Annotated in this window: 21 protein-coding genes; 6 read left to right on the top strand and 15 right to left on the bottom strand. The window is 73.6% G+C overall.

Annotation, left to right across the window (positions count from 1 at the left end; genetic code table 11):
- Window positions 1-9: 9 nt before the first annotated feature.
- The 6 genes from ACTWP5_RS05665 to ACTWP5_RS05640 all read right to left on the bottom strand — a co-directional run bounded on the left by ACTWP5_RS05665 (window position 10) and on the right by ACTWP5_RS05640 (window position 5,875).
- Complete coding sequence (locus tag ACTWP5_RS05665) at window positions 10-1,815, bottom strand: sulfatase (RefSeq protein WP_443219614.1); 1,806 nt, start codon at window positions 1,813-1,815, stop codon at window positions 10-12.
- A gap of 96 nt (window positions 1,816-1,911) precedes the next feature.
- Window positions 1,912-2,922 (bottom strand): formylglycine-generating enzyme family protein, encoded by a 1,011-nt coding sequence (locus ACTWP5_RS05660; protein ID WP_443219613.1) that lies wholly within the window; start codon window positions 2,920-2,922, stop codon window positions 1,912-1,914.
- Between the two features lie 688 nt (window positions 2,923-3,610).
- Window positions 3,611-4,057, bottom strand: coding sequence for an SSI family serine proteinase inhibitor (locus ACTWP5_RS05655; protein WP_443219612.1), 447 nt, complete (start codon window positions 4,055-4,057; stop codon window positions 3,611-3,613).
- Window positions 4,058-4,165: 108 nt separating this feature from the next.
- Window positions 4,166-4,606 (bottom strand): SSI family serine proteinase inhibitor, encoded by a 441-nt coding sequence (locus tag ACTWP5_RS05650; RefSeq protein ID WP_443219611.1) that lies wholly within the window; start codon window positions 4,604-4,606, stop codon window positions 4,166-4,168.
- A gap of 397 nt (window positions 4,607-5,003) precedes the next feature.
- On the bottom strand, window positions 5,004-5,132 hold the full coding sequence (locus tag ACTWP5_RS05645) for a hypothetical protein (protein ID WP_443219610.1): 129 nt from the start codon (window positions 5,130-5,132) through the stop codon (window positions 5,004-5,006).
- Window positions 5,129-5,875: a phosphotransferase family protein gene (locus ACTWP5_RS05640; protein ID WP_443219609.1), complete on the bottom strand. Its 747-nt coding sequence runs from the start codon at window positions 5,873-5,875 to the stop codon at window positions 5,129-5,131. Before ACTWP5_RS05640 ends, ACTWP5_RS05645 begins: the two co-directional genes overlap by 4 nt.
- Before the next feature lie 227 nt (window positions 5,876-6,102).
- Here ACTWP5_RS05640 and ACTWP5_RS05635 point away from each other — a divergent pair, with 227 nt between their 5' ends.
- A complete protein-coding gene (locus ACTWP5_RS05635) occupies window positions 6,103-7,647 on the top strand; it encodes a DUF6882 domain-containing protein (protein ID WP_443219608.1) in 1,545 nt (514 codons plus the stop codon).
- Between the two features lie 567 nt (window positions 7,648-8,214).
- Here ACTWP5_RS05635 and ACTWP5_RS05630 read toward each other — a convergent pair.
- The gene (locus ACTWP5_RS05630; RefSeq protein ID WP_443219607.1) at window positions 8,215-8,826 is read right to left on the bottom strand and encodes a hypothetical protein; all 612 of its coding nucleotides are present in this window, start codon (window positions 8,824-8,826) and stop codon (window positions 8,215-8,217) included.
- 511 nt (window positions 8,827-9,337) lie between these two features.
- Here ACTWP5_RS05630 and ACTWP5_RS05625 point away from each other — a divergent pair.
- From ACTWP5_RS05625 to ACTWP5_RS05610, 4 genes are all read left to right on the top strand, one after another.
- A complete protein-coding gene (locus tag ACTWP5_RS05625) occupies window positions 9,338-10,579 on the top strand; it encodes a helix-turn-helix domain-containing protein (RefSeq protein ID WP_443219606.1) in 1,242 nt (413 codons plus the stop codon).
- Between the two features lie 251 nt (window positions 10,580-10,830).
- Window positions 10,831-11,124, top strand: coding sequence for a hypothetical protein (locus tag ACTWP5_RS05620; RefSeq protein WP_443219605.1), 294 nt, complete (start codon window positions 10,831-10,833; stop codon window positions 11,122-11,124).
- Window positions 11,121-11,384, top strand: coding sequence for a hypothetical protein (locus ACTWP5_RS05615; RefSeq protein WP_443219604.1), 264 nt, complete (start codon window positions 11,121-11,123; stop codon window positions 11,382-11,384). Before ACTWP5_RS05620 ends, ACTWP5_RS05615 begins: the two co-directional genes overlap by 4 nt.
- Before the next feature lie 348 nt (window positions 11,385-11,732).
- Complete coding sequence (locus ACTWP5_RS05610; protein ID WP_443219603.1) at window positions 11,733-12,128, top strand: hypothetical protein; 396 nt, start codon at window positions 11,733-11,735, stop codon at window positions 12,126-12,128.
- A gap of 40 nt (window positions 12,129-12,168) precedes the next feature.
- Here ACTWP5_RS05610 and ACTWP5_RS05605 read toward each other — a convergent pair whose 3' ends face one another.
- The 3 genes from ACTWP5_RS05605 to ACTWP5_RS05595 all read right to left on the bottom strand — a co-directional run bounded on the left by ACTWP5_RS05605 (window position 12,169) and on the right by ACTWP5_RS05595 (window position 13,853).
- Window positions 12,169-12,591 (bottom strand): hypothetical protein, encoded by a 423-nt coding sequence (locus tag ACTWP5_RS05605; protein ID WP_443219602.1) that lies wholly within the window; start codon window positions 12,589-12,591, stop codon window positions 12,169-12,171.
- A 285-nt stretch (window positions 12,592-12,876) separates the two neighbouring features.
- The gene (locus ACTWP5_RS05600; RefSeq protein ID WP_443219601.1) at window positions 12,877-13,380 is read right to left on the bottom strand and encodes a potassium channel family protein; all 504 of its coding nucleotides are present in this window, start codon (window positions 13,378-13,380) and stop codon (window positions 12,877-12,879) included.
- A 71-nt stretch (window positions 13,381-13,451) separates the two neighbouring features.
- The gene (locus tag ACTWP5_RS05595; protein ID WP_443219600.1) at window positions 13,452-13,853 is read right to left on the bottom strand and encodes a DUF7144 family membrane protein; all 402 of its coding nucleotides are present in this window, start codon (window positions 13,851-13,853) and stop codon (window positions 13,452-13,454) included.
- Window positions 13,854-14,105: 252 nt separating this feature from the next.
- Here ACTWP5_RS05595 and ACTWP5_RS05590 point away from each other — a divergent pair, with 252 nt between their 5' ends.
- A complete protein-coding gene (locus tag ACTWP5_RS05590; RefSeq protein ID WP_443219599.1) occupies window positions 14,106-15,344 on the top strand; it encodes a cation:proton antiporter in 1,239 nt (412 codons plus the stop codon).
- A gap of 59 nt (window positions 15,345-15,403) precedes the next feature.
- Here ACTWP5_RS05590 and ACTWP5_RS05585 read toward each other — a convergent pair whose 3' ends face one another.
- The 5 genes from ACTWP5_RS05585 to ACTWP5_RS05565 all read right to left on the bottom strand — a co-directional run bounded on the left by ACTWP5_RS05585 (window position 15,404) and on the right by ACTWP5_RS05565 (window position 21,418).
- Window positions 15,404-16,429 (bottom strand): LLM class flavin-dependent oxidoreductase, encoded by a 1,026-nt coding sequence (locus ACTWP5_RS05585; protein WP_443219598.1) that lies wholly within the window; start codon window positions 16,427-16,429, stop codon window positions 15,404-15,406.
- Between the two features lie 75 nt (window positions 16,430-16,504).
- Complete coding sequence (locus ACTWP5_RS05580) at window positions 16,505-17,809, bottom strand: MFS transporter (RefSeq protein WP_443219597.1); 1,305 nt, start codon at window positions 17,807-17,809, stop codon at window positions 16,505-16,507.
- A complete protein-coding gene (lanKC, locus tag ACTWP5_RS05575) occupies window positions 17,806-20,649 on the bottom strand; it encodes a class III lanthionine synthetase LanKC (RefSeq protein WP_443219596.1) in 2,844 nt (947 codons plus the stop codon). The genes ACTWP5_RS05580 and lanKC overlap by 4 nt, the downstream gene beginning before the upstream one ends.
- A 148-nt stretch (window positions 20,650-20,797) precedes the next feature.
- On the bottom strand, window positions 20,798-20,992 hold the full coding sequence (locus ACTWP5_RS05570; RefSeq protein WP_443219595.1) for a hypothetical protein: 195 nt from the start codon (window positions 20,990-20,992) through the stop codon (window positions 20,798-20,800).
- Between the two features lie 204 nt (window positions 20,993-21,196).
- Window positions 21,197-21,418, bottom strand: coding sequence for a hypothetical protein (locus tag ACTWP5_RS05565; protein ID WP_443219594.1), 222 nt, complete (start codon window positions 21,416-21,418; stop codon window positions 21,197-21,199).
- Window positions 21,419-21,504 lie beyond the last annotated feature (86 nt).

Genomic DNA, 21,504 nt, shown 5'->3' with positions numbered 1-21,504 from the left:
GGGTCCGCGTCAGGGGTGGCGCGGTGCCTGGAGGACGAGGGGGACCTCCTCGCCCGGCTGGATGACGAGGGTGTCGCCGTGGTGGCGGGTGGCCCGGTCGTTGGCGTAGGCGGTGCCGGAGACGGTGATCTCGACGGGCGCCCGTCCCTCGCGGAGGGTGGCGAGGGGCGCGTTCAGCTCGTCGAGCCAGCGGATCAGGTCGCGTCCCAACTCCCGCACCAGCTCGGGCCGCTCCTCGGCGAGGTCGTCCGTCTCGCCGACGTCCTCCCGCAGGTCGTACAGCTCCCAGGAGCCGTCCTCATAGGAGTAGCTGAGCTTCCAGCGGCCGGAGCGGATCACCGACTGCGGGCGCTGGTCGCGGTGCTCGTCGACGAGGTAGCCCGGCAGGTGCCAGTAGAGGGCGTCGCGGCGGACCCTGGCGTCGGGGTCGGCGAACAGGCCGCTGAGGTCGACCCCGTCGAGCGGCTGGCGCCCCGGGACGCGGGCCCCGGCCAGCGAGGCGATGGTGGCGTGGTGGTCGGTCGCGTAGACCGGGGTGTGGTTGACGCGGTCGCCGTCGACCAGCTCGGGGTTGCCGCTCCAGGCGATGAGCGGGACGCGGATGCCGCCCTCGCGCAGCTCGCCCTTCTGCCCGCGCAGCGGCCCGTTGTCGGTGAACCGCTCCACGCCGCCGTTGTCCGAGGTGAAGACGACGATGGTGTTGTCGGCGAGGGGGTGGCCGGGGTTGTCCGGGTCGGGGGTGGTCTCCAGGTGGTGGACGACGCGGGCCACGCTCTGGTCCAGGCCCTCGGTCAACGCGCCGTACGACGCGTGCGAGGACGTCGCGCCCGGTGTCTTCGCCTGGTACTTGGCGAGCAGGTCGGCGCGGGCCTGCCGGTCGCCGATGGGGGTGTGCACGGCGTAGGGGCTCAGGAAGGCGAAGAACGGGTCGTCGCCGTCCTCGTTGTTGCGGTCGATGAAGTCGATCGTGGCGTCGGCGAGGGCGTCGGAGACGTGCTTGTCCGTGCCGACCAGCGCGTCGAGGGCGGCCGGGTCGACGCCCTGGCTGTAGGGCCTGATGTTCTCGTCGACGTACTCCTTGGTGTAGTCGGCGGCGTACTGGTCCAGTTCGGGCCCGATCTGGGAGGCGAACTGCTGGTCGCTCGCGTGGTAGGCGCCGGGGGCGCCGGCGCTGGTGCCGCCGAGGTTCTCGTCGAAGCCGTGGAGGGCGGTGACGTCCTCGCCCGTCCTGGTCACGTGGAACTTGCCGATGTAGCCGGTGGTGTAGCCGACGTCCTGGAGGCGTTCGCCGACGGTGACGGCCTCGGGGTCGAGGGAGTTGGAGCCGTCCTCGCGACCCTGGGCGGGTCCGTACAGCAGGGTGTCGTCGCCGCCGCGGTTGAGGTCGCCGACGAGGTAGACGTTGTTCTGGGGGCGTGGCGCGTAGAGCCCGGTGAGCAGGGCGTTGCGGGTCGGGGTGCAGTTGACCGAGGCGTAGGCGTTGTCGAAGGCCACGCCCTCCCGCGCGATCCGTTCCAGCGTCGGGGTCTCGTAGAAGTCGCTGGGGTTGCCGTCGTTGGTCCGTCCGGTGCTGAGGTTCGACCAGCCGAAGTCGTCGGCGAAGACGTAGACGATGTTGGGCCGTTGCTCGCGGTGTCCGGCGGCCTCGGCGGCGCCGGCGGGCCCGGCCTCGGTGCCCTGAGGGCTGGCCTGGGCCGGGACGCTGAGCGTGCTGAGCGTGAGGATCGCGGGCAGGGCGAGCAGCCCGAGCTGCCCCGATCTCCTCCTCGTCGTTCTCGTGGTCCTCGCGCTCTGCTGGGACTTCGTCCTCTTCATCAGGGGGGTTCCTTCCTCCGGTGAGGGTGGGGAGCGGGCGCGTCGCGGGTGAGGGGCGACGCGGGATGCGGGACGAGGGGGCCGGGGCCGGGGGCGTCAGCCGGCGTCGTTGGCGCAGCGGAAGCCGATGTTCGCCGCCGCCGACTCGGCGGTGTTGCCGGAGCGGGCGGCGACCCGGTAGCGGTAGCAGTAGGAGTCGTGGCACAGGAACGAGCCGCCGCGCATGACGCGGCGGGCCGTGGGGCTCGGGTCGTGCAGCGGGCCGCGCGGATCGTGCACGGGGGCCTGGCCGGCGCGTGCGGCGTAGGTGTCGGCCGCGAAGGTGTCGGCGCACCACTCCCAGACGTTGCCGACCGTGTTCCACAGGCCGTGGCCGTTGGGCCGGAACGACTTCACGGGCGCGGTCGTCTCGTGCCCGTCCTCCGCCGTGTTGCGGGTGGGGAAGGTGCCCTGCCAGATGTTGCAGTTCCACCGGCCGCGCGGCGTCAGCTCGTCGCCCCACGGGAAACGTCTCCCGTCGAGCCCGCCGCGCGCCGCGTACTCCCACTCGGCCTCGGTGGGCAGCCGCTTGCCGGCCCACGCGCAGTACGCCTGCGCGTCGTTCCAGGTCACGTGGACCACCGGGTGGTTCTGGAGCGCGGCGATGGAGGAGAGCGGTCCGGCCGGGTGACGCCAGGACGCGCCGCGCACCACCAGCCACCAGGGCGTTCCCGTGGCGCGGCCGAGCACGTCGGACGGCTCGGCCCGCACGGAGAGGTGGAACACCGCCGAGACGCCGAGCTGTTCGGCCTCCGTCACGTACCCGCTGTCCTTGACGAAGGCGGCGAAGGCGGCGTTGGTGACCGTGGTCGTGTCGATCAGGAACGGGTCGAGGCTCACCGGGTGGACGGGGCCCTCGCCGTCGGCCACGTAGCCCTCGCCGAAGCCGTCGCCCATGGCGAACGTGCCGCCGGGCAGCCGCACCTGCCCCCGGGTCACGCGCGCCGTCGCGGCGGGTCGGAACGGCGCGGGCGGACCGGTGGGAACGGTGCTGATCAGCGGGCCACCGCCCGTGGTGGACGCGTGGCAGGAGCTGTGGCCTTCGGCGGAGGGGGCGCAGCACGACATCGGGGGACTCCATGCTTCGGGCGGTCGGGTCACGGCGGCACGGCGGCACGGCGGACGGAGCCTCGTCCGCCCGCGAGGGAACGGGACGTTCCGGGCATGGCGGGGCAGGGCGAGGCCGTCGTCGGCGTGGCGGGGGAGTGCGCCCGGGGCAGGCGGCGACCGAACGATGCTCGGTGCGCGTCAGCGCGGCACGGGCGGGGCGGCGCCGGTCAGGCGCGGGTCACGGGTGGCAGCCCGGGTGAGCGCCCGCGAGTGCGGGGCGGCGGCTGCGCGAAGAGGAGGGAGGCTCAGTGACAGATCTCGTCGAAGTGGTCGCCACGGCGGCTGGGCCAGAACGGGTCCAGCACCACCGTGCGAACTGAGCGGTGGCTCTTCATGCCTGAAATTCGAACACGTCACTGAACGGCGGTTCAACGGGGTGTCCGGCTGCTGAGATCCGGGTCTCGTGGTGAGAGCGCCGTCGAACGCGGCGCGCTCGGCGCGGACATCCCTCGTGACCTGCGGGGATCGCTGTCTGACGTCGCGGCGGGCACGGACGCGCGTGTCAGGGAAACGTAATCGTGGGAAACAAACGGCCGCGGCGGGCGGTGCGTGTATCCCTCACCTTTGTCGGGTGCGGGGTGGTGTCGAGCCGGCCGCGCCGACCGTCCCCCGGGGGTCGGGACCCCGGGGGACGGCCCGGGAGGCGTCAGAAGCCGAAGACGCCGCCGGTGGCGTTCGCGGCGCACATGCGGTTGGTGTAGGTGTCGGTGAAGTGGACCTCGCGGCCCTGCCAGGTGCCGGTGGCGGTGATCGTCACCGGATCCCACTCCGAGGTGCAGAAGGCCGGCCGGTCGAGGTCCTCGAAGCGCCCGTCGACCGCCGTCAGCTCCTCACAGGCGAGTAAGGGGTCGGGGTGGTCGCCCCCGGCGGGGCCGCACTCCAGCAGGACGGTGGTGCGGGGATTCCCGATGTCCGGGGTGTCGGGAAGGATCGTGAGCGTCAGGTGGGACTCCGCCGCGACGGCGGCCGAGGCCGTGGCGGAGGTGGCGGGCAGGGCGAGTGCCGCGACGGCGGCGGCGAGCGCGACGCCCGCGCGCGCCAGGGATCTCCGCGACGTGGACATGGACGATGACGTGGACGTGGACTGGGACATGGAGGTGTCCTTCGGGATGCGGGCGACTCACGGGAGCCGCGTACGAAAGGCACCCCGCGTTCCCCGCGCGCGCACGGCGCGTCGGGCTCGCGGCGGCGCCGGGGCGCGTCAGAACGCGAAGACGTCGTTGGTTTCGAGGGCGGCGCACATGCGGTTGGTGATGACCTCGCCGTAGTCGACGACGCGGCCCTGCCACGTGCCCGTGGCGGTGATCGTCACCGGCTCCCACACGTCCGGGCAGCCTCCGGTGCCGGGGCGGATGTCCTCGAAGACGCCGTCGGCCTCGGCCAGGATCTCGCACGCGTACGCCGGGTCGGGGTGGTTTCCGCCGGCGGGGCCGCAGTCGAGGGCGACGATGGAGCGCGGATTGTCGGGCGTCGGGTTCTCGGGGACGATCGACAGCGTCAGCTCGGACTCCGCCGCGACGGTGGCGGCCGACGCGGTGGCCGAGGGGGCGGGCGCGGCCCCGGCCGAGGCGGCGGACAGGGCCAGCGCGGCGACGGCGGCGGCGATCACGGCACCGGCGCGCGACGACGATCTCTGGGACATGACGGTGTTCCCTCCTGGTAGAGGCGGCTCACGGAAGGCGCGTGCGAGACGCGTGGCACCTCCGGCAGCCGTCCCTGGCTCACCCCGTCGCCGGTCGGGCCCGCGTCTCCTCCCGTCTCTTCCCTCGCCCCACCGGAGTTGACCTGACGCGCACCCGCGCCTGACGGTCTTCGGCCACCCGGGTTCGCCCGGGTTCGCCCGGGATCCGCCCCGGTTGACGGCGGCACGGCCGGCGTTTGCGCACGCCGGGGCGGACCGCCACGGGGCCGGGCGGGAGCGGGGCGCGGCGCCGCGCGGGGGAGTTATGGCGCAAACGCGGGGCGTGCGGCGGTGGGGCGTGGGCAGGGCGCACGGGGACGGTCCTCGGGGCGGTCCCCGGGCCGTCCTCGGGGGGCGTTCACAGGTGGACCGACAGCACGGCGGCCGACGCGGCGGCCGGCGCGGGCATCGCCGCGTGCACGCGGGTGCCGGGACGCTCCCCGTCGCGGTGACCGCACTCGTGGCCGTCGGGCTCGCGCAGCCTCACATCCGGGCTCTCAGCACGTCGACCTCACAGCCCGGCGCGAACGCGTCGAAGCCGTGCGCGACCAGCCAGCGAACCCCCAGCAGGCTTCGCACCGACCACCACGCGCGGATCACGTCGAGGTCGACGTCGGTGCCGTAACCGGCGAGGACGTCGCCCAGGTGTTCCTCGTGTCCGAGCGTGAGGGTGGCGAGGTCGAACAGGGCGTCTCCCTGGCTCGCTTCGGACCAGTCGATGATGCCGGTGACCTCGTCGCCGTCGACGAAGACGTGATCGATCTGTAGGTCCCCGTGCGCGAACACCGGAGTCCACGGCCGGATCGCGGCCTCGGCGACGTGGCGGTTGCGGGTGACGAGGTCGGCGGGCAGGACGCCGTTCGCCACCAGCAGCTCGCACTCGTTGTCGAGTTCCGCCGCCAACTCGTCGGGATCCCGTCGGCGCCGGCCGGGCCAGGGCGGCAACGGCGCCTCGTGCACCTTCCGGATGGCGGCACCCGCCGCGGCCCACGCCGCCGGGGACGCGGTCGACGGCTCGCCGAGGCGGCCGAGCGCCTTCCCCGGGAGTGCGGCGATCGCGAGCACGGGCGGCTTGCGCCACAGGACCTCCGGGGTCGGGACCGGCGCCAGGGCCATCGCCTCGACCTCGACGTCGAGGCGCGCCTGATCGCTGTCCACCTTCAGGAACACGTCGCCGACGCGCAGCGTCGCGCGCTCGGAGTGGGCGACGACGACGGTGACCTCATCCATGGGCGACCAGTATCCCGGGGAGGATCGCCGACGTCGCCGGGTTTGTCGCACGCGGCAGACGGCGGCGGGGGCGTGGACGGGTGACGGTTGTCCTCCCGCGCGGCGGTGGAACTGCGGGACGGCGTAACGGCGTGGGTGACCGTGACCGTGACCATGACCGCGAACGCGACCGGGAACGTCACGGCGAACCTGACACGCCACCACACCCCAAGGGACCACCACCAGCCATGAATCCCCACGTCGTTGACGGCTCCTTCAGTGACGGCCTGCTGACGCTGGCCCGCCCGCGCCTGGCCGGGGCGGCCGAGCAGCTCGAACTCTTCGGCACGCTGCTGCCGCCGGGCGCCGCCACCCGCTTCGACCCCGAGGCCGGCACGCTGTCGCGTCTGGGAGTCACCGTCAGGGCGCAGGTGCTGGGGTCGTTCGCGCGGAACGGGCTGTGGCTCTGGTCCTGGGGCAACGAGCACATCGCCGAGCTGCCCGGCACCCGCCGCTCGCGGGAGCTGCGCGAGCTGGGCCGACGCGAGGGCGTGCCCGAACTGGCCGAGCCGCTGCTGGACCTCAAGCCCTTCGCAGACCCCAGGGCGGCGGCGTACCGCCTGTCGCTCGTCGCCCTCGGACTGCTGGACGGGCGCGGCGTCGCGCTCGTCCCGTTCCAGGGCTCCGGTCCGGTGATCGTGCTGGTCGACGACCCGGGCGTGCCGGTGGCCGCGCCCCGCGCCGACCGGCTGACGCGGGCGCTGCGGGCCGGCGCGGCGGCGCTGCCGGGGCCGGCGCTGCCCGTGGTGCGGGGCTGGTTCGCCCGGCACGGCGTCGAGCCCGAGGAGGGTGACGCCGGGGCGGTGACGGGTGTCCTGGCCTGCGGCGACCGGGTCGCGGTGACGCTGACGGCCGACGGGAACGAGGTCGCGTCCGTCCGTGTCACCGGCGCCGACGGCGGGGCGCCGGCCTCGGGCGCGGACGCCGCGCCCGAGCAGCAGCTCGTGGGCCTCCCGACGCCCTCCGCGCCGCCCCACCGCTTCTTCCCCAGGGAGCTGGCACCGACGGTGGCCCGCGAGATCGCCGTCTCGATCCGTGGCACGCGGGCCATGGTGGAGTACGCCGCGAAGGAGCTGGCGTTCGAGGGCATGGCGCCGGAGTGGGACGAGGCGGCCGGCCAGATCCGTTTCCCCGGCGGCGGCCTGGCCGCCCGCCGTCTCGGCTCCTACGACCTCCGCGAGGGCTGGTTCGCCTGGGCGCCGGGCACCGACGACCTCCGCGCCCGGTTCCGCGAGGCGGCCGAGGCGGACGTCCCCCACGGGGCGAGCGGGGCGCGGGCGGGGTCGGGTCTGCCGGACCTGCCGGAGCTGGCGGCGGACCGGCTGGACCTCACGGCGTACCACGCGCCGGGCGAGTCGGTCGCGGTCGCGCTGGCGCGCACGGCGGCCAGCGTGGCGGGCCACGCCTTCACCTCGCTGGGCAACGAGTTCTTCGTCGTCACCGACGAGCGGCTTCCCGCACCGCAGACCGGCCCGCAGGACGCGGCCGACGAGATCGAGGCGGGCGCGAGCTGGCTCGGCAACGTCGTCACCGGCCGCCGCCGCCCGGCGTTGATGCGCCTGCTCGCCACCACCTACTTCGAGCGTTTCGGCATCCCGGTGTGGCACTACGGCCAGCCGGACTTCCTCAGCGGCGTGATGGGCCTGAACGAGACGCGCGTGTACTTCGGCGAGGACGGCTCGGTGACCGGAACCAGCACGGGCATGCTGATGCAGCCCCCACCGGGCGTGTGAGCGCGAGCCGTCACGGCCGGGCCGTCGGCCTGAGGGGCCTCGTACGGCAGCCGTGAGACCCCGTCGCCACCACCCCGCCAGGCCGCTCACGACCACCCCCACCAACGCGGTCATCGTGGGCTCTGCTCACCACGCGAGTGCTGCCCCGCAGCGTCGAACAGGACCGGCTCGCCGGGCTCGGCGCCAGTGCCCGCCACCGTCGGCGTCGGCTCGACCCCTCCCGGCAGCAGCCCCTGTGACGGATCGACCAGCGCTCGCGGGCCCCTTCCAACAGCACCCCCGGCTCGGCCTCGGTACGGGCCGAGCCGGGGGTGCTTCCCGATCCGCTGACGGCCCCGGCCGGCGTACTCGGCGATCCGCACCGCCGTCGCGGCCGACGCCGTGCGGACCCGCCGGATGAACGCCGTCCCGGCACCCTGAGCCAACACCGCGCGGTGCGCGAGAACGCACCAACCCGAACACGCTTCCCCAGGCCACAGCCCTCCAACCTGGCGAAACCCGACCGCGTGACCTCAGGCCAGGAGGCCGCCGGGTCGCCCCCGAGGGCACAGCGGCTCGCGGTCGGGCTCAGCCCTCCGGGAAGTACGGCGCGACAGCCTCGGCGATCGCCCGAGCGGTGTCACACATGCCCTCAACGCCGGCGGACTCGACCGTCCCCAGTTCCACGCTGATCGAGTCGTCGCCTCGGCTGAACGCCACCAGGCAGCCAATCCCGGGCGCCTCAAGGACACTGGCAGCACGACCGCCGATGGTGGTTCCGTCACCACCGACCTCGGTGTCGGCCGAGAACTTCACCGAGGTGGTGATGTCCTCGTTGTCGGCGCGGTCGATCATGCACTGGACGAGCGAGGGGTCGTCGAAGGGTTTCAGTTCGTCGACCGGGACCGGGAGTTCGGCGACGGGGATCGCCCCGCAGACCTGCTCGGGAGTGACGTCGTTCTGATCAGCCGGGACCACCGTGGCCCCCGTCAACTCACTGGCGTCGCCGGAACCGTCCCCGGCGCCACCGGTCTGGTCCTCGGTCCCGTCCTCGGCCCCTGCCGACGGGCTCGACCCGTCGCCGTCCGAGCCATCCTCGGACGCACCAGCCTGGCCCTCGGTCCCAGCCGACGGGTTCGACCCGTCCTCGCCGCCCGTGTCGTCACCACATGCGGACAAGGTGCAGAGCGCGGCCAGCACGGCGGCCGCGATCGTGATCCTTCGTTTCATGCCGCGACTATGGCAGCCCGACGGCCCTGCCTCGCGCTCACCCCCCGGCGGGTACGTGAGCGTTGCGGGAACACGCAGCACCGGCCAGGGAGACCTCGGTTGCGCCTGCCGCCGTCGCCAGAACCGAACGAGACCCCTGCCGGAGCGTCACCGTGGCCGGTGATTCCCACTCGCATCGTTTCCTCCCTCGATCACAAGTAGACGCCGTGCAGCCGTTCGCCGAAATCTCGCACGGCTTTTGCTGGTCCCCGGGGCGAGTCGGACGGGCCTGTCGATGTACTGCACAGGGGGCGCCGCGCAGGCCAGCAGGTAGAGAACACGAGCCACAGGGGCAGTCCACCACACACGACCGCCCCCCGGTATGAGCCGGCGGCGGGACCGCGCGGGGCGGCGAGCGGACCAGTACAGCACAACGGCCCCCGCAGGTGTACCACGGAGGCCGAGCGCTGTACCCCGGCGCTACCGGGGAGTTACCGTCCAGGTGTCACCCGAGGACGGCGACAACCGGAGCACCACTATGCCATCACCCCTTGTACCAGCCATAGAGGGAATCGGTTCGCGCATCGAGGAGATCAGGCTCCTCCGTGGCTACTCGTTAAGAGAACTCGGCGCGCGGGCTCACGTCTCAGCGGCTCAGATCTCCCGCATCGAGAAGGGCAAGCGCTACGCTTCCCCGTCGATCGTCGCCGCCATCGCCCGCGCCCTCAGCGTCAATGTCTCAGTGCTGCACGGGCAGCCCTACGTGCACATGCTTCAGCAGGACCAACTCGACGCGCTGTTGTCTCCCATCGCCAGCGCGCTGGACGACTGGAACATCGCCCCCGACGAGGACGACCCGCCACCTCGGCCGCTGTCGGTTCTGGAAGCGGAAGTCCGCGCGCTCGACGAAAAGCGCGAGGCCGGCGAGCAGTTCGAGCTCGCCGAGGCGCTCCCCGCGCTGATCAGCGAGGTCAACTATTCGACGCTCCTGCACGACCGGCCCGGCCGAGGACGGGAGCGCGCCTACTGGCTCCAGGCCGAACTCGGCCGCACTACCTACGTGGTGACCCGCCGCCTGGGGTTCATCGACCTCGCTCGGCATGCTCTCGGCCGCATGTCCGCCGCAGCACCGCATTCGGGGGACCCCCGACAGGTCGCGATCGAGCGGTGGGACCGGGCCCGCCTCCTGGGTGATGGCGCCCGACATGACAAGGGATACCGGCTGGTCAGGCAGGCATTGCGCGATCTGGACGACGACGGCGCCACCGGGACCCGCGCCGTGCGCGGGGCGTTGTATCTGGAGGCGTCGGTCCTGGCTCGCCGCGCCGGAGCAGCTGGTGAGGTGTCCGACCTGCTCGGGGCTGCTGGGGAGTTGGCTGAGCAGACTGGCGAGTTGGATGACTACGGACTCGTCTTCGGTCCGGCAAACGTGGCCATCCACGCGATGTCAGTGGCGGCCGATCAGGAGAAGCACAGCGAGGCGGTGCGGGTAGCCGAGGCGCTGCGGCTCCCGGATGACTACCCGAAGGCTCGGGCGGCGTCGTACTGGGCATCGAGGGCTCGGGCGGAGGCGTGGACGGCGAAGCATGATCGGGCGCTGCACTCGCTGGTGAAGGCGCGCGAGGTGGCTCCGCAGCAAACGCGGTACCACCCTGGGGTGCACGAGACCGTGGGCACGCTGCTGCGTGCTCGGCGGTCACCGTCGGACGAGTTGCGGGGGTACGCAGCGTGGTGCGGGGTGTAGTGCGTCCGTAACGCATTGTCAATAGGCGTGGCGTTACCAGCGTGGTAACACCACGCCTGTTTCACGCGGGCACTCTGTGACTGTCAGCACTCGGCGCGTCACCGGAGCCGATCATGGTCGAGCACCCCGCACCTCCTACCCCCGCCCCGTCCCTGCCCGTATGGCTGCCGCCGTCCGATGTCGGTGCGCGGCGTGTCGCGTGCGGTCTGTGGTGGGACGCCGTCAGAGTCCCGCAGGACATCGGTGCCGTCGTGCTGGGGGCGTTGGCGGGGCGGTCGGGGCCGGTGGTCGGTGACCGGTGTGACGGTGTCTTCAGTTGGCTGGTCGCGCCGGGTGCGGCTGATGGCTGGCGCGACACCCTGCCGGTGGAGGTGTACGGCGTCGCGTGCCGCCTGCTGGTGCCGTCGCTGGGTGCGTGCCCCACGCGGTGGGTGGAGTGGCTGGTCCGGCCCGAGCCGGGGTGGGACTGCCTGACCGACCCGGGCCTGTTGCACGCGGCGCTCACCGCCGCCGTCGACCAGGCACGTCCGGGGGCGGCGCGGTGATCGGCGACGGGGGTAAGGAGGTGCTGCGGGACGTGGCGCACCCGTGGATCGGGCGGCGCGTTGTGCACGCCCGCACCGGGCGCGCGGGGAAGCTGGGCGCCGTCATGCAGCACGTGCACTACGACATCCTCGGCCGGGAGCGGGTCGTGTGGTCCGAGGCGCACGTCCGGCCCCTGGACGGGTCGGGACGGGAGTGGCAGGCCGACCTCGACAACCTGCGTGCTGCCGACGGAGAGGCCGGCCGAAGACCGCCGTCGTAGAAGGATCCCGGCCGCCCCCCTGGCGGGGTGGCCGGGCAATGTCCCCCGACCGGACCAGCCCCGAGCGGCCAAGCGGTGCACCGCCGCTCCCGCCCCGGTCCGCCCCTTCACTGGGGTGCCGCAACGCGGTGAGGGACACCCCCGCCCACCCCGGGACAGCTGATTCACACCCACAACCCCCGGGGCGGGCGGACCACCAAGCCCCCCGCCCGGCCGAACGCCTCCCCGGCCGCGCGGGGACGCCGCCCGCCCCGCCTGATCCCCCGTTACGGCCGGGCGGGCGGCACCACCGGTTGTGTTTCGCGCGGCCGGGGCCCTTCTCCCGGCGTCGACCAGGAAAGAAGACCTGTGAGCAAACTCAAGGACCACGAACGGGCGGACATCATCCGCCGATACGCCGCCGGCGAGTCGCTGCGCGGCATCAGCCGGGACTTCGGCAGTCAGTACCTCGTGCGCAAGGTGCTGGTGAACGCCGGCATCGCGATACGCCCGGCGCCAGAGGGAAAGCGCCTGGGGAGCTGGCGACGGCGGGAGGTCGCCGCGATCCTGGAGAAGCACCACGACGACATCATCGAGACCTATCTGGGCGGCTCGTCCCTCATGAAGACGGGCGACCGCTTCGGGCTCAACCACGCGACCGTCGAGCGCTTCCTACGCGACCAGGGCGTTCCGATCCGGACGTTCGAACAGGCCCACAGCCTGCGGGTGCGCAGCCGCGTTCAGAAGGCCGACCAGGGCGCCTGACCTCCGTGGCCGCCGCCCTGGTTCGGCGCGGTCGACACCGCTACGGCGATCGGGGCGGTTCGCCGGCACCGCCCTCCGAGCAGTGCCGGACTTCGTTCCAGTCGATCGAGTCGATGCCCCACTCGCCGATCCACCCGCTGACTCTCTTGCCGCTCGGGGTGGTCACGTGGCTGGCGTCGACAATGCGCTTCTCGCCGTTAGGGGCCCAGATCCAGCAGTGCGCGATAAAGGTGGCCCATTCCGCGCAGACCCCGACGATCTCCTGGAGATCCGCGGTCCTCCAGACCGCGGGGCGGGACCAGTCGCACTGCGCCGCGCCGTACAGCGGGGCGGCCTGCGTCTGACGTGGAGCGGGAGCGTCCGGCTCCCCGGACGCGCGGTCGGCGGCGGCGGAGGGGAGCGCGGTCGCAGCCAGTACGGCCATGGTCGCCACGCCGACTCCCAGTGAGGCAATGACCTTCACGGGGTGACTCCTTGAGTGAGTGTGTCTCGTGTGATGGCTCGGTTGGTGAACTGCTTTTGTCTTCTGTCGGGAAATGCGGGGGCCCTTGATTGCGCGAAGAATGGGCTGCCCCCTTGGTGTGGCCGGGGAGATCCCGCACCTATGTCATGGACATTTCCCCTCCGTCGCTCGGAGGACCCGAGTCACTACAGAAGGTCACTCGATCGGAGGAGCGCAGGCGACTTCCGCACCCGTGAGCCCTCTCAGCTCCGCGACCAGGGCGTTCCGAGGCGTCCGGAAGGCCGATCAGGGCGCCTGACCCTCGTGGTCGTCGTCCCGCTGCGGGCGGCGTGCGGCGGCGAGGGCGCGCAGGTGGTGGGAGAACACCGTCGCGGCCGTGGTCAGGAAGATCAGGTTGTACGCGATCTGGAGGGTGGCGACCACGCGGGCCGCCTGGCCGGTGGGGACGATGTCGCCGTAGCCCACGGTCGCGAGGGTGACCACCGTGAAGTACAGGGCGTCCAGGCGGGTGTCGAGGCCCGACAGCTGGCCGGGGTGTCGGGAGAGGGCGAGGTAGGCGGTGGCGAACACGAACACCGTCAGGATGATCAACGCGGCGATCGCCACCCCGGGCCGCGAGCCCTCCCGCCGCACCTGCGCGTCCGCGATGCTGCGCAGCAGCATCACCGTCACCACCACCAGCGCCGCCGCGAACAGCAGCCACCCGGCGGCGGCCCGCCCGGGGCCGAAGGTGTCGGCCGGCGTCAGCACGTAGAAGAACATCACCGCCCCGGCCGTCACCGAGGTCACCACCCAGCCGTGCACGCGCGGACGGCCGGGGCCGGCCGGCGGCCGGCGCCGGGGCTCCCGCGCGCCGCGGCTCACGCCTCCGCGTCGCCCGGCGGGGCGATCAGCGCGTACAGCACCAGCAGGCCGATGCCGATCACCACCAGCGACCACAGCGGGAACGCCGCGAGGAACGCGATCTGCCCGATGACGGCGATCGCCGTGAGGACCACGCCGGCCGCCCGCGCCGCCGCGTTGCCGCGCAGCACGCCGAGGCCGACGAGGATCTGGACGACGCCGAGGATCAGCCACAGCCAGCCCCACGCGGTGAAGTCCCACACCAGCAGGCCGTCGGAGCTGACCTGGTAGTACTCGTCCTTCCCCAGGGCGGTGAGGCCGTTGATGACGTGGATGACGCCCAGGGTCAGGATCAGCACGCCCGCGAAGGCCAGCCAGCCCGACGACCTCCGAGCCGGGGCGGTGACGGTTCCAGCCATGTCAGGTCACTCCCTCGAAACCCGTGAGCACTCCTCCGGACGCGGCGCGTCCGGCACGATCCAGCACACCGCCGTGCGGGGTGGGCCGCCCGTCGGCAGGGCCGTTCGGGTGACACGGGCGGCGCGAGGCCGTGCGGCGCGCGGGAGTCCGGCTCGGCAGTACGGCGCGCGGGAGTGCGGCGCGTCTGCTCCCATCGGTGACGTGGCAGTCGGCGGTCAGGGCATCAGCGGTCAGAGCGGGGGCCAGGGGCGATGAGCGAGGCCGGGACGCTCGTCCTCATCACGGTGGCCGCCGTGGCCGCCCCGCTGCTGGCCCACGCCGCCAGCCGGTGGCTGACGCTCCCGCTGGTGGTCGTCGAGATCTCCCTCGGCATCCTCCTCGGCCCCGACGTCCTGGGCCTCGCCCAGACCGGGGAGGCGATCGACGCGCTGTCCGAGCTCGGCCTGTCCATGCTGATCTTCCTGGCCGGATACGAGATCGACTTCGCCCGCGTGCCCGGAGCCACGCTGCGCCGCGCGCTGGGCGCCTGGGCCGTGGCCCTCGCCGCCGCCCTCGCGCTCGCCGTGCCGCTCGCCGACGGCGACCCCGACGCCGCCGCGTACCTCGGGGTGGCGCTGACCAGCACCGCGCTCGGCACGGTGCTGCCCGTGCTCCGCGACTCCGGCGCGCTGTCCGGCCGCTTCGGCACCGCCGTGCTCACCTACGGCGCGGTGGGTGAGTTCGGCCCGATCATCGCCGTCGCGCTGCTGCTGTCGGGGCGGAGCCCCGGCCGTTCGGCGCTCGTCCTGACGGCGTTCGCCGTGCTGACCGCCGCCGCCGTGTTCTGGGCGACGCGCCCGCGTCCGCCGTGGTTCACCCGGCTGGCCACCCGCACCCTGCACACCAGCGCCCAGTTCGCGGTGCGGGTCGTCGTCTCGCTGCTGGCGGCGATGCTCGCGCTGGCCTCCGTGTTCAGCCTCGACCTGCTGCTGGGTGCCTTCGCCGCCGGCGTCCTCGCCCGGCTGGTCCTCGGGGTCCTGCCGGAGGGCCAGCGGGAGATGGTGATGGGGCGGGTCGAGGGCGTGGGCTTCGGGTTCCTGATCCCGCTGTTCTTCGTCACCACCGGCATCGAGTTCGACCTGCGCTCCCTGCTCGACGGGGGAGGGGCCCTGCTCCTGCTCCCGGTCTTCCTCGCGCTGTTCCTGCTCGTCCGTGGCCTGCCCGTCGCGCTGTTCGCACCCGACGGCTTCTCCCGCGCCGCGCGTGGCGCGCTGGCGCTGTACTGCGCCACCGCGCTGCCGCTGGTCGTCGCCGTCACCACCATGGGCACCGACAGCGGGGCGCTCGACACCTCGCACGCCGCCGCGCTGGTCGGCGCCGGCATGGTGTCGGTCCTCGTCCTTCCGCTGCTCGCCGGACGCCTCCACCACGAGCCCGGCGCCTCCGGCCGGCCGGAGCCCGGGGGCCGTGGGCCCACGGGTCCGGAGGCGGCGGAGAGCGAGTCGTGGTGACGTGCGGTGGCGGGTGAGGCGTTCGGGGCGAGGCGTGGCGGAGAGGCCCAGCGCGCGGCTCAGCGCGCGCCGGTGGGGACCGGGGTCCGGGTGGCCAGCAGGTGCAGGGTGCGGGCGCGTTCCCGGCCCGTGAGGTCGAAGGGGACGACCATCATCTCGTCCGCGCCCCAGGAGGCGGCGAGGTCCTCGACGGCGGCGGCGACGGTCGCGGGCGAGCCGTGGACGAGGCGGGCCTCCTCGATGTTCTGTTCGGCCAGGTACCGCTCGCGGGCCTCGGTCAGCGGCGGCTGGCTCGTGGGGTGCGTCTCCCGGACGCGGGCGACGCTGGTCTCGAACGCCCGCCGCTCGGCCTCGGCGTCGGTCTCCGCGCACAGCACGCTGACGGAGGCGATCACGTAGGGGCGCTCGGGCCCGTGGCGTCCCGGGGTGAACTCCGCCCGGTAGCGGGCGACGGCCGCCGGCCGGGCCTTGGCGCCGAGGTGGCCGCCGAAGACGAACGGCCAGCCACGGCTCGCCGCGAGGCGCCCGCCGTTCTCGGAGCTGCCCAGCACGAAGATGCGCGGCGGCTCGGGCGGCAGCGGCGAGAGCTTCAGGGGGGCGAACGCGTGCCCCTCGGGCCAGTCGTCGTGGAGGAAGCCGGCCAGTTCGTCGACCAGCTCGGGGAACTCCGCGCGCGAGCGCGGGGTGCGGCGCAACGCCAGGTCCAGCAGCGTCGGGTCGTCGTTGCCGCCGGTGGCCCGGCCGACGCCGAGGTCGATCCGGCCCTCGTGGAGGGCCTGGAGGACGCCGAACTGCTCCGCGACCACGAGCGGCGCGTGGTTGGGCAGCATGACGCCGCCCGAGCCGATCCGGATGCGGTGGGTCACGGCCGCGAGGTGCGCCATCAGGACGGTGGGGGCGCTGCCGGCGCAGCGGGCGGAGTTGTGGTGCTCGGCCACCCAGAAACGCCGGTAGCCGGCCTGGTCGGCGGCGCGGGCGGCGTGGACGACGTCGAGAAGGGTCTCCCGCGCGGTGCCGCCGGGAGGGACGATCGCCACGTCGAGGACGGAGAGGGGGATCACGGTGAACTCAACCTCCAACGGCACGAAGGGAACAGGCGGGACGGGAAGAAGGGACGGGAAGAAGGGGCGGGGACGACGGGAGGAACGGCGGGGACGGGTCTACGGCGTGGGGGAGTCGGGGGCGGGGGGCTTCGGCGCGTTGGGCAGGAGGAGGGCGAGGACCGCGAGCACCGCGAAGCAGCAGGCGAACAGGGCCGCCACGCCCGACATCGGCAGCGTCGCCAGCAGCAGCCCGGCCGCCAGCGGCCCGAGCGGCTGGAGGATCTCGGTGACGAACCCGATCGCGGCCGTCGTCCTGCCGAAGATCTCCCGGGGCACCAGCGTCACCAGGACGACGCCGAGCGCCGCGCCGATCACCGGCGTCAGCAGGCAGATCGCGGCGAAGGAGGCGGCGAACGCCACGCCGCTGCCGCTCCACCACGCGACGGCCAGCAGCACCCCGGCGACCGCGGGTCCGGCCGCGACCAGCACCTGGATGCGCAGCCGGCGTTGCAGGAACGGCGCGACCAACGACCCCACCAGCCCGGTGACGGCGGCGGCGCTCATCGCGGCGCCCACCGCGCCGCTCCCGCCCTCGCCCTGGCCGAGGCCGAGGATCAGGGCGTAGACCAGGGCCTGGAAGAGGAGGTTCAGGCCGGTGGAGAGCACGGCGAGGGTCCGCAGGAAACGGTTGCCCGCCACGTAGCGCAGGCCGGCCGTGAGGCGGCGCAGGAACCGCTCCTCGGCTTCGTCGGCTGTCGGGGGCGCCGCCGTCAGCGGGGTGGCGCGGCTGGCGCGGGCGGTCGGCGACAGCAGGTAGACGCAGACGGCGGAGGCCGCGAACGTGGCCGCGTCGACCGCGAGCGGCAGGCCGAGCGAGACCGCGACCAGCAGCCCGGCCGCCGCCGGGGCGGCGATCTCCGCCGCGTAGCCGCGCGCCTGGTTGAGGGAGACGGCGGTGGGCAGCTGCTCGCGCGGCACCACCAGCCGCACGACGGCGCTCTGGCTCGGCTTGAACAGCTCGGCGCCCAGCTGGGCCACCACCACGGCCGCCACCGCCACCGCCAGCGGCAGCCGCCCGGCGAACGTCCACACGGCGACGACGGCGAACACCGCGAAGCGCGCCAGGTCGGCCGCCAGCATCAGCGCGCGGTGGTTGTACCGGTCGGCGAGGTAGCCGGCCGGCATCCGCGCCACCATGGCGGTGACGAGGATGACGGTGCCGACGGTGCCGGCGACGGAGGTCGAGTAGCCGCCGGCGAGCAGCACCAGCGGCAGCACGACGAACGTCATCGACGAGCCGAAGTCGGAGAGGGCCTGCCCGATCCACAGGAGCCGGAAGTCGCGGTTCGCGCGCAGCGGCGGGGACGACGGTGGTGCGGCGGCCGAGGCCGTGGGCTCCGCACCGGCCTCGGCCGTCGTCATCGCGCCCCGGCCCTCTCCGGGCGGGCCGGCGCGTCGTCCGCCACGGTGTCCGTGCTGTCCGTGCTGTCCGTGCTGTCCGTGGCGGGGAGGAGGTCGTCGAGGAGGAAGTTCGGGTTGCTGCGACCGCCCGGCCTGGCGTGCCGCAGCCGGTCGAGGAAGAGCGCCACCCCGGCCGAGCCCGTCGCCAGGTCGCAGCTCTCCCGCACGGCCTGCTCGCCGGGGAAGACGATCCCCTCGGGCCGCTCGACCGCCGTGCACAGCACGGCCGCCGCCATCCGCTCCGCCTCCGCCAGCAGCTCCGCCTCGCCCAGGAACTCGTAGGCGTCCAGCAGCGCGTGCCCGAGCCCGCTCGTGCCGTGGAAGAGCTGCGGCAGCACCGTGTACTTGCGGCGCACGTCGGGCAGCAGCTCCGCGACGCGCTCGCGCAGCACGGGATCGCCCGTGACGTGGTGGTAGCGCAGCAGGGCGGTGAGGACGCCGGCGGTGCCGTAGTCGAGGTAGTGCCGCACGACCGCCACCGGCTCGTCGTCCGCCACGGCCGCCGCCGGGAAGGAGTGGACCCCGCTGGGCTGGAACACGGCCTGCGCGAGGTCGAAGTCGAGCGCCTCGCGCCCCAGGGCGAGGGTGCCGGCGTCGCCCGTCGCCGCGTGCAGCGCCAGCAGGAACAGCGCCACGCCCGAGGCGCCCGCCGCGTACCCGACGAGGGTGCGGCCCTCCGCCGAGGGCCAGGACGCCTGGCCACGGCCTTCGGGGCGGTGCGCGGTCGCGGCCAGGTGGTCGCCGACGGCGCGGGCCCGGTCAAGGAACTCCGGCAGCCCCGTGTCCCGCCACAGCCGCAGGCAGGCCATGCCGTAGCCGGCCGCGCCCGCCACGACGCCGGGCTCCGCGTACAGCTGGGGGTGGTCGGCGGCGTCCCGCAGCGTCCGCACCGCGAGCTCCCGGTGGCCGAGCTCCGCCTGCGCCCAGGCGACGCCCGCGCTGCCGTGGTAGAGGCCGGGGGGCAACGTGTCCGGCGAGGTGGACTGCCGCAGCGCCCAGCCGAGAAGGTCCTCGGGGACGCCGCCGCGCAGCCGGTGCAGCGCGTACAGGGTGCCGTAGGCGCCGTGCGCGAGGGTCAACGGGCTGGTCTCGAAGACCTGGAGGTCGGCGGGGAAGAGACGGTCGTCGCGGGTGAGGTCGGCGGTGCCGGTCCAGTACGAGACGACGCCGTCGAGGACCGCGTCGACGCGCTTGTGCAGGGCGGCTCGGGCGTCGGCGTCGGTCGCGGCGGGCAGCGCGAGCGGCGGGGGACGACGCCAGTGGGTCGTCAGCGGCAGCTCCTCGATGCGGCGGCGCACCTCGGCCGGGTCGGGCGCGGCGGCGTCCTCGTCGTACAGGTCCGAGACCAGGGACACGAGGCCGGCCGGCACGTCGAGGTCGGCGGCGGCCTCGGCGAGGACGCGGCGCGGGATCGTCGGGTCGAGGATGTCCGGCTGGTGGCACAGGACGATGCTGCCGAGGATCAGGCCGCCGAGCGCGTAGTAGTCGGTGGCGCGGTCGCCCCGGCGGGCGCGGACCGCCCGCCGCGTCGTCATGCCCGGGGTGAACAGGCCGGCGCCGCGCGCCGGTCCCTCGGGGGCGTCCTCGTGGAACGCCGACTCCATGTCGATGACGCGGATGCGGTCGTCGGGCGTGACCATGATGTTGGTGGGCGAGAGGTCGCCCAGCACGATGCCGCGCTCGTGGCAGACGGCGATGGCGTCGGCGACCTGGAGCCACAGGCCGCGGAAGCGGTCGTAGTAGTCCGTCAGCTTCTCGGGGGTCAGCTCCAGCGTGTAGACGGGGTTGTGGGCGGTGTTCAGGTTGCCCAGGTAGGTGCCGGGCACGAACTCCTCGGCGACGAAGGTGTGCTCCCACTCGCGGAAGAGCGCGACGGGGCGGACGAACAGGCCGGTGTCGGCGAGCTCGGTGAGGATGTCGTACTCGTGCCGCAGCACGTCGACGGCGTCGAGGCCCGCCGGGCCGACCTGGACGCCGGGCCTGGCCTCGCGGAGCACGACGTCGGCGCCCGTCTCGTTGTCGACGGCGCGGTAGAGGCCGCCGCGGTTGCTGAACTGCATGGCGCTGGTGACGGTGAAGCGGCCCTGGGCGAGGCTGATGCCGGGGCCGTCGGCGTCGCCGTCGGTGGTGCTGGTGGTGCTGGTGGTGCCGCTCGTGGCGTCCGGGGGGAACGGGTCGGTGACCCAGTCCGGGGTGTGGAAGTAGGGGTGACGCACGTCGACCACCGGCTCGCCGTCCGGCGTGTGGATCAGCAACTCGCGGTTGCCCGCCGGCAGGACGCGGGAGATCGTGGTGAACCCGCCGTAGCGGTAGTACACGACCCCCGACCCCGGGTACCGGCGGTCGGAGAGGACGTGCGGGCCCTCGAAGCCGTCGAGCGCGCGGGTCAGGGCGTCGCCGACGGCGCGGAACTCCGCCTCGTCGGCCGGGTAGACGGTGATGAACTTGCCGCTCGCGCCGCGCGGGAACAGCTTGCCGTTGGTCTCGCGCATCGCGGCCGGGTCCATCAGGAACTTGAAGTGGACGCGCGCGTCCCGCAGCACGGGCAGCGCGGCGCGCAGCGTGGCCGTGGTCGTGGCGGACGTGGCCGAGACGTGCAGCTTCCAGCCCTGGGCGACGGGGGGCACGCGGGGCGGCTCGGAGATCAGCCAGTAGCCGCGGCGGGAGAGCCGCCACGCGCCCGGGATCACCGACCGGTAGACGAGCAGGTGCTCCTGGCTCGGCGGGCGGCGCTCGTAGTTCTCGAACCAGCGCGGGTGGTGCGCCATGTACGCCTGAACGGTTGCCCACTCCACCTGCATCGCCCAACGTCCCTTCTGCTGACCTGACCTGACCTGACCTGTCGTTGTGCCGTGCCGTGTCGGGAGCGGGGTGGAGCGGCCGCCGCCGTCCCACCCCGTCCCTGACGGTTACCGACGTGTGGTGCTGGTTGTCCCTGCGCGTCCCGGCCTAGACGGGGTCGAAGAGGCAGCTGGTGACGCCGCAGGAGCCGCTGCTCTGGGCGCCGAAGCCGGTCTCGGCCTGCTTCTCGGGGGAGAGTCGCTGGAGTTCGAGGACGGCGCCGGCCAGCGCGTGCGCGACGACCTCGGACACGTCGGTGCCCTCGCCCTGTTCCGGTCTGGGCTGCTGGTTGGTGTCTGTCATGGAGGTGTGCCTCTCTGTCTCTGTCGTGGGTCCGTGCCGTGCCGCGGCGTGTCGGTGGCGACGTCGTCCGGTCGTGAGGACATGAGGAGGTGAGGAGGTGACCGGACGCACCCGGGTCGGAGCGGGGTCGCCACCCCGACCCGGGCGGATACGTGCTTCCGCTTCCGATCAGACGGGTTCAGACCCGATGGGCGTGCTCGACGATCACACCGGGTCGAAGAGGCAGCTGGCCGCGCCGCAGGAGCCGCTGCTGTTGGCGCCCAGGCCGGTCTCGGCCTGCTTCTCGGGCGCGAGGCGCTGGAGTTCGAGGATGGCGCCGGCCATCGCGTGCGCGGCGACCTCGGCGGCCTTGGCCGCCTCGACCACCTTCGCGGCCCTGGCCGCCTCGCCCTCCTCCTGGGTGGGCTGCTCGGTCGTCTCTGCCATGGACGTTCCCTCTCTGTCGTGGGTGGTGTCATGGACGGCACGGCCGCCGGCGTGCGGCGTCCGTGTTGGCGAGGACCGTAGGCAGG

It is taken from the genome of Streptomyces sp. 4N509B (assembly GCF_052245655.1).
Classification (GTDB): domain Bacteria; phylum Actinomycetota; class Actinomycetes; order Streptomycetales; family Streptomycetaceae; genus Streptomyces.
This window is presented reverse-complemented; position numbering and strand designations above follow the sequence as displayed.

Coding starts and splice junctions, on each gene's coding strand:
- ACTWP5_RS05665 (WP_443219614.1), bottom strand. CDS start 1,815: ATGAAGAGGACGAAGTCCCAGCAGAGCGCGAGGACCACGAGAACGACG.
- ACTWP5_RS05660 (WP_443219613.1), bottom strand. CDS start 2,922: ATGTCGTGCTGCGCCCCCTCCGCCGAAGGCCACAGCTCCTGCCACGCG.
- ACTWP5_RS05655 (WP_443219612.1), bottom strand. CDS start 4,057: ATGTCCCAGTCCACGTCCACGTCATCGTCCATGTCCACGTCGCGGAGA.
- ACTWP5_RS05650 (WP_443219611.1), bottom strand. CDS start 4,606: ATGTCCCAGAGATCGTCGTCGCGCGCCGGTGCCGTGATCGCCGCCGCC.
- ACTWP5_RS05640 (WP_443219609.1), bottom strand. CDS start 5,875: ATGGATGAGGTCACCGTCGTCGTCGCCCACTCCGAGCGCGCGACGCTG.
- ACTWP5_RS05635 (WP_443219608.1), top strand. CDS start 6,103: ATGAATCCCCACGTCGTTGACGGCTCCTTCAGTGACGGCCTGCTGACG.
- ACTWP5_RS05595 (WP_443219600.1), bottom strand. CDS start 13,853: ATGGCTGGAACCGTCACCGCCCCGGCTCGGAGGTCGTCGGGCTGGCTG.
- ACTWP5_RS05590 (WP_443219599.1), top strand. CDS start 14,106: ATGAGCGAGGCCGGGACGCTCGTCCTCATCACGGTGGCCGCCGTGGCC.
- ACTWP5_RS05580 (WP_443219597.1), bottom strand. CDS start 17,809: ATGACGACGGCCGAGGCCGGTGCGGAGCCCACGGCCTCGGCCGCCGCA.
- lanKC (WP_443219596.1), bottom strand. CDS start 20,649: ATGCAGGTGGAGTGGGCAACCGTTCAGGCGTACATGGCGCACCACCCG.
- ACTWP5_RS05570 (WP_443219595.1), bottom strand. CDS start 20,992: ATGACAGACACCAACCAGCAGCCCAGACCGGAACAGGGCGAGGGCACC.
- ACTWP5_RS05565 (WP_443219594.1), bottom strand. CDS start 21,418: ATGGCAGAGACGACCGAGCAGCCCACCCAGGAGGAGGGCGAGGCGGCC.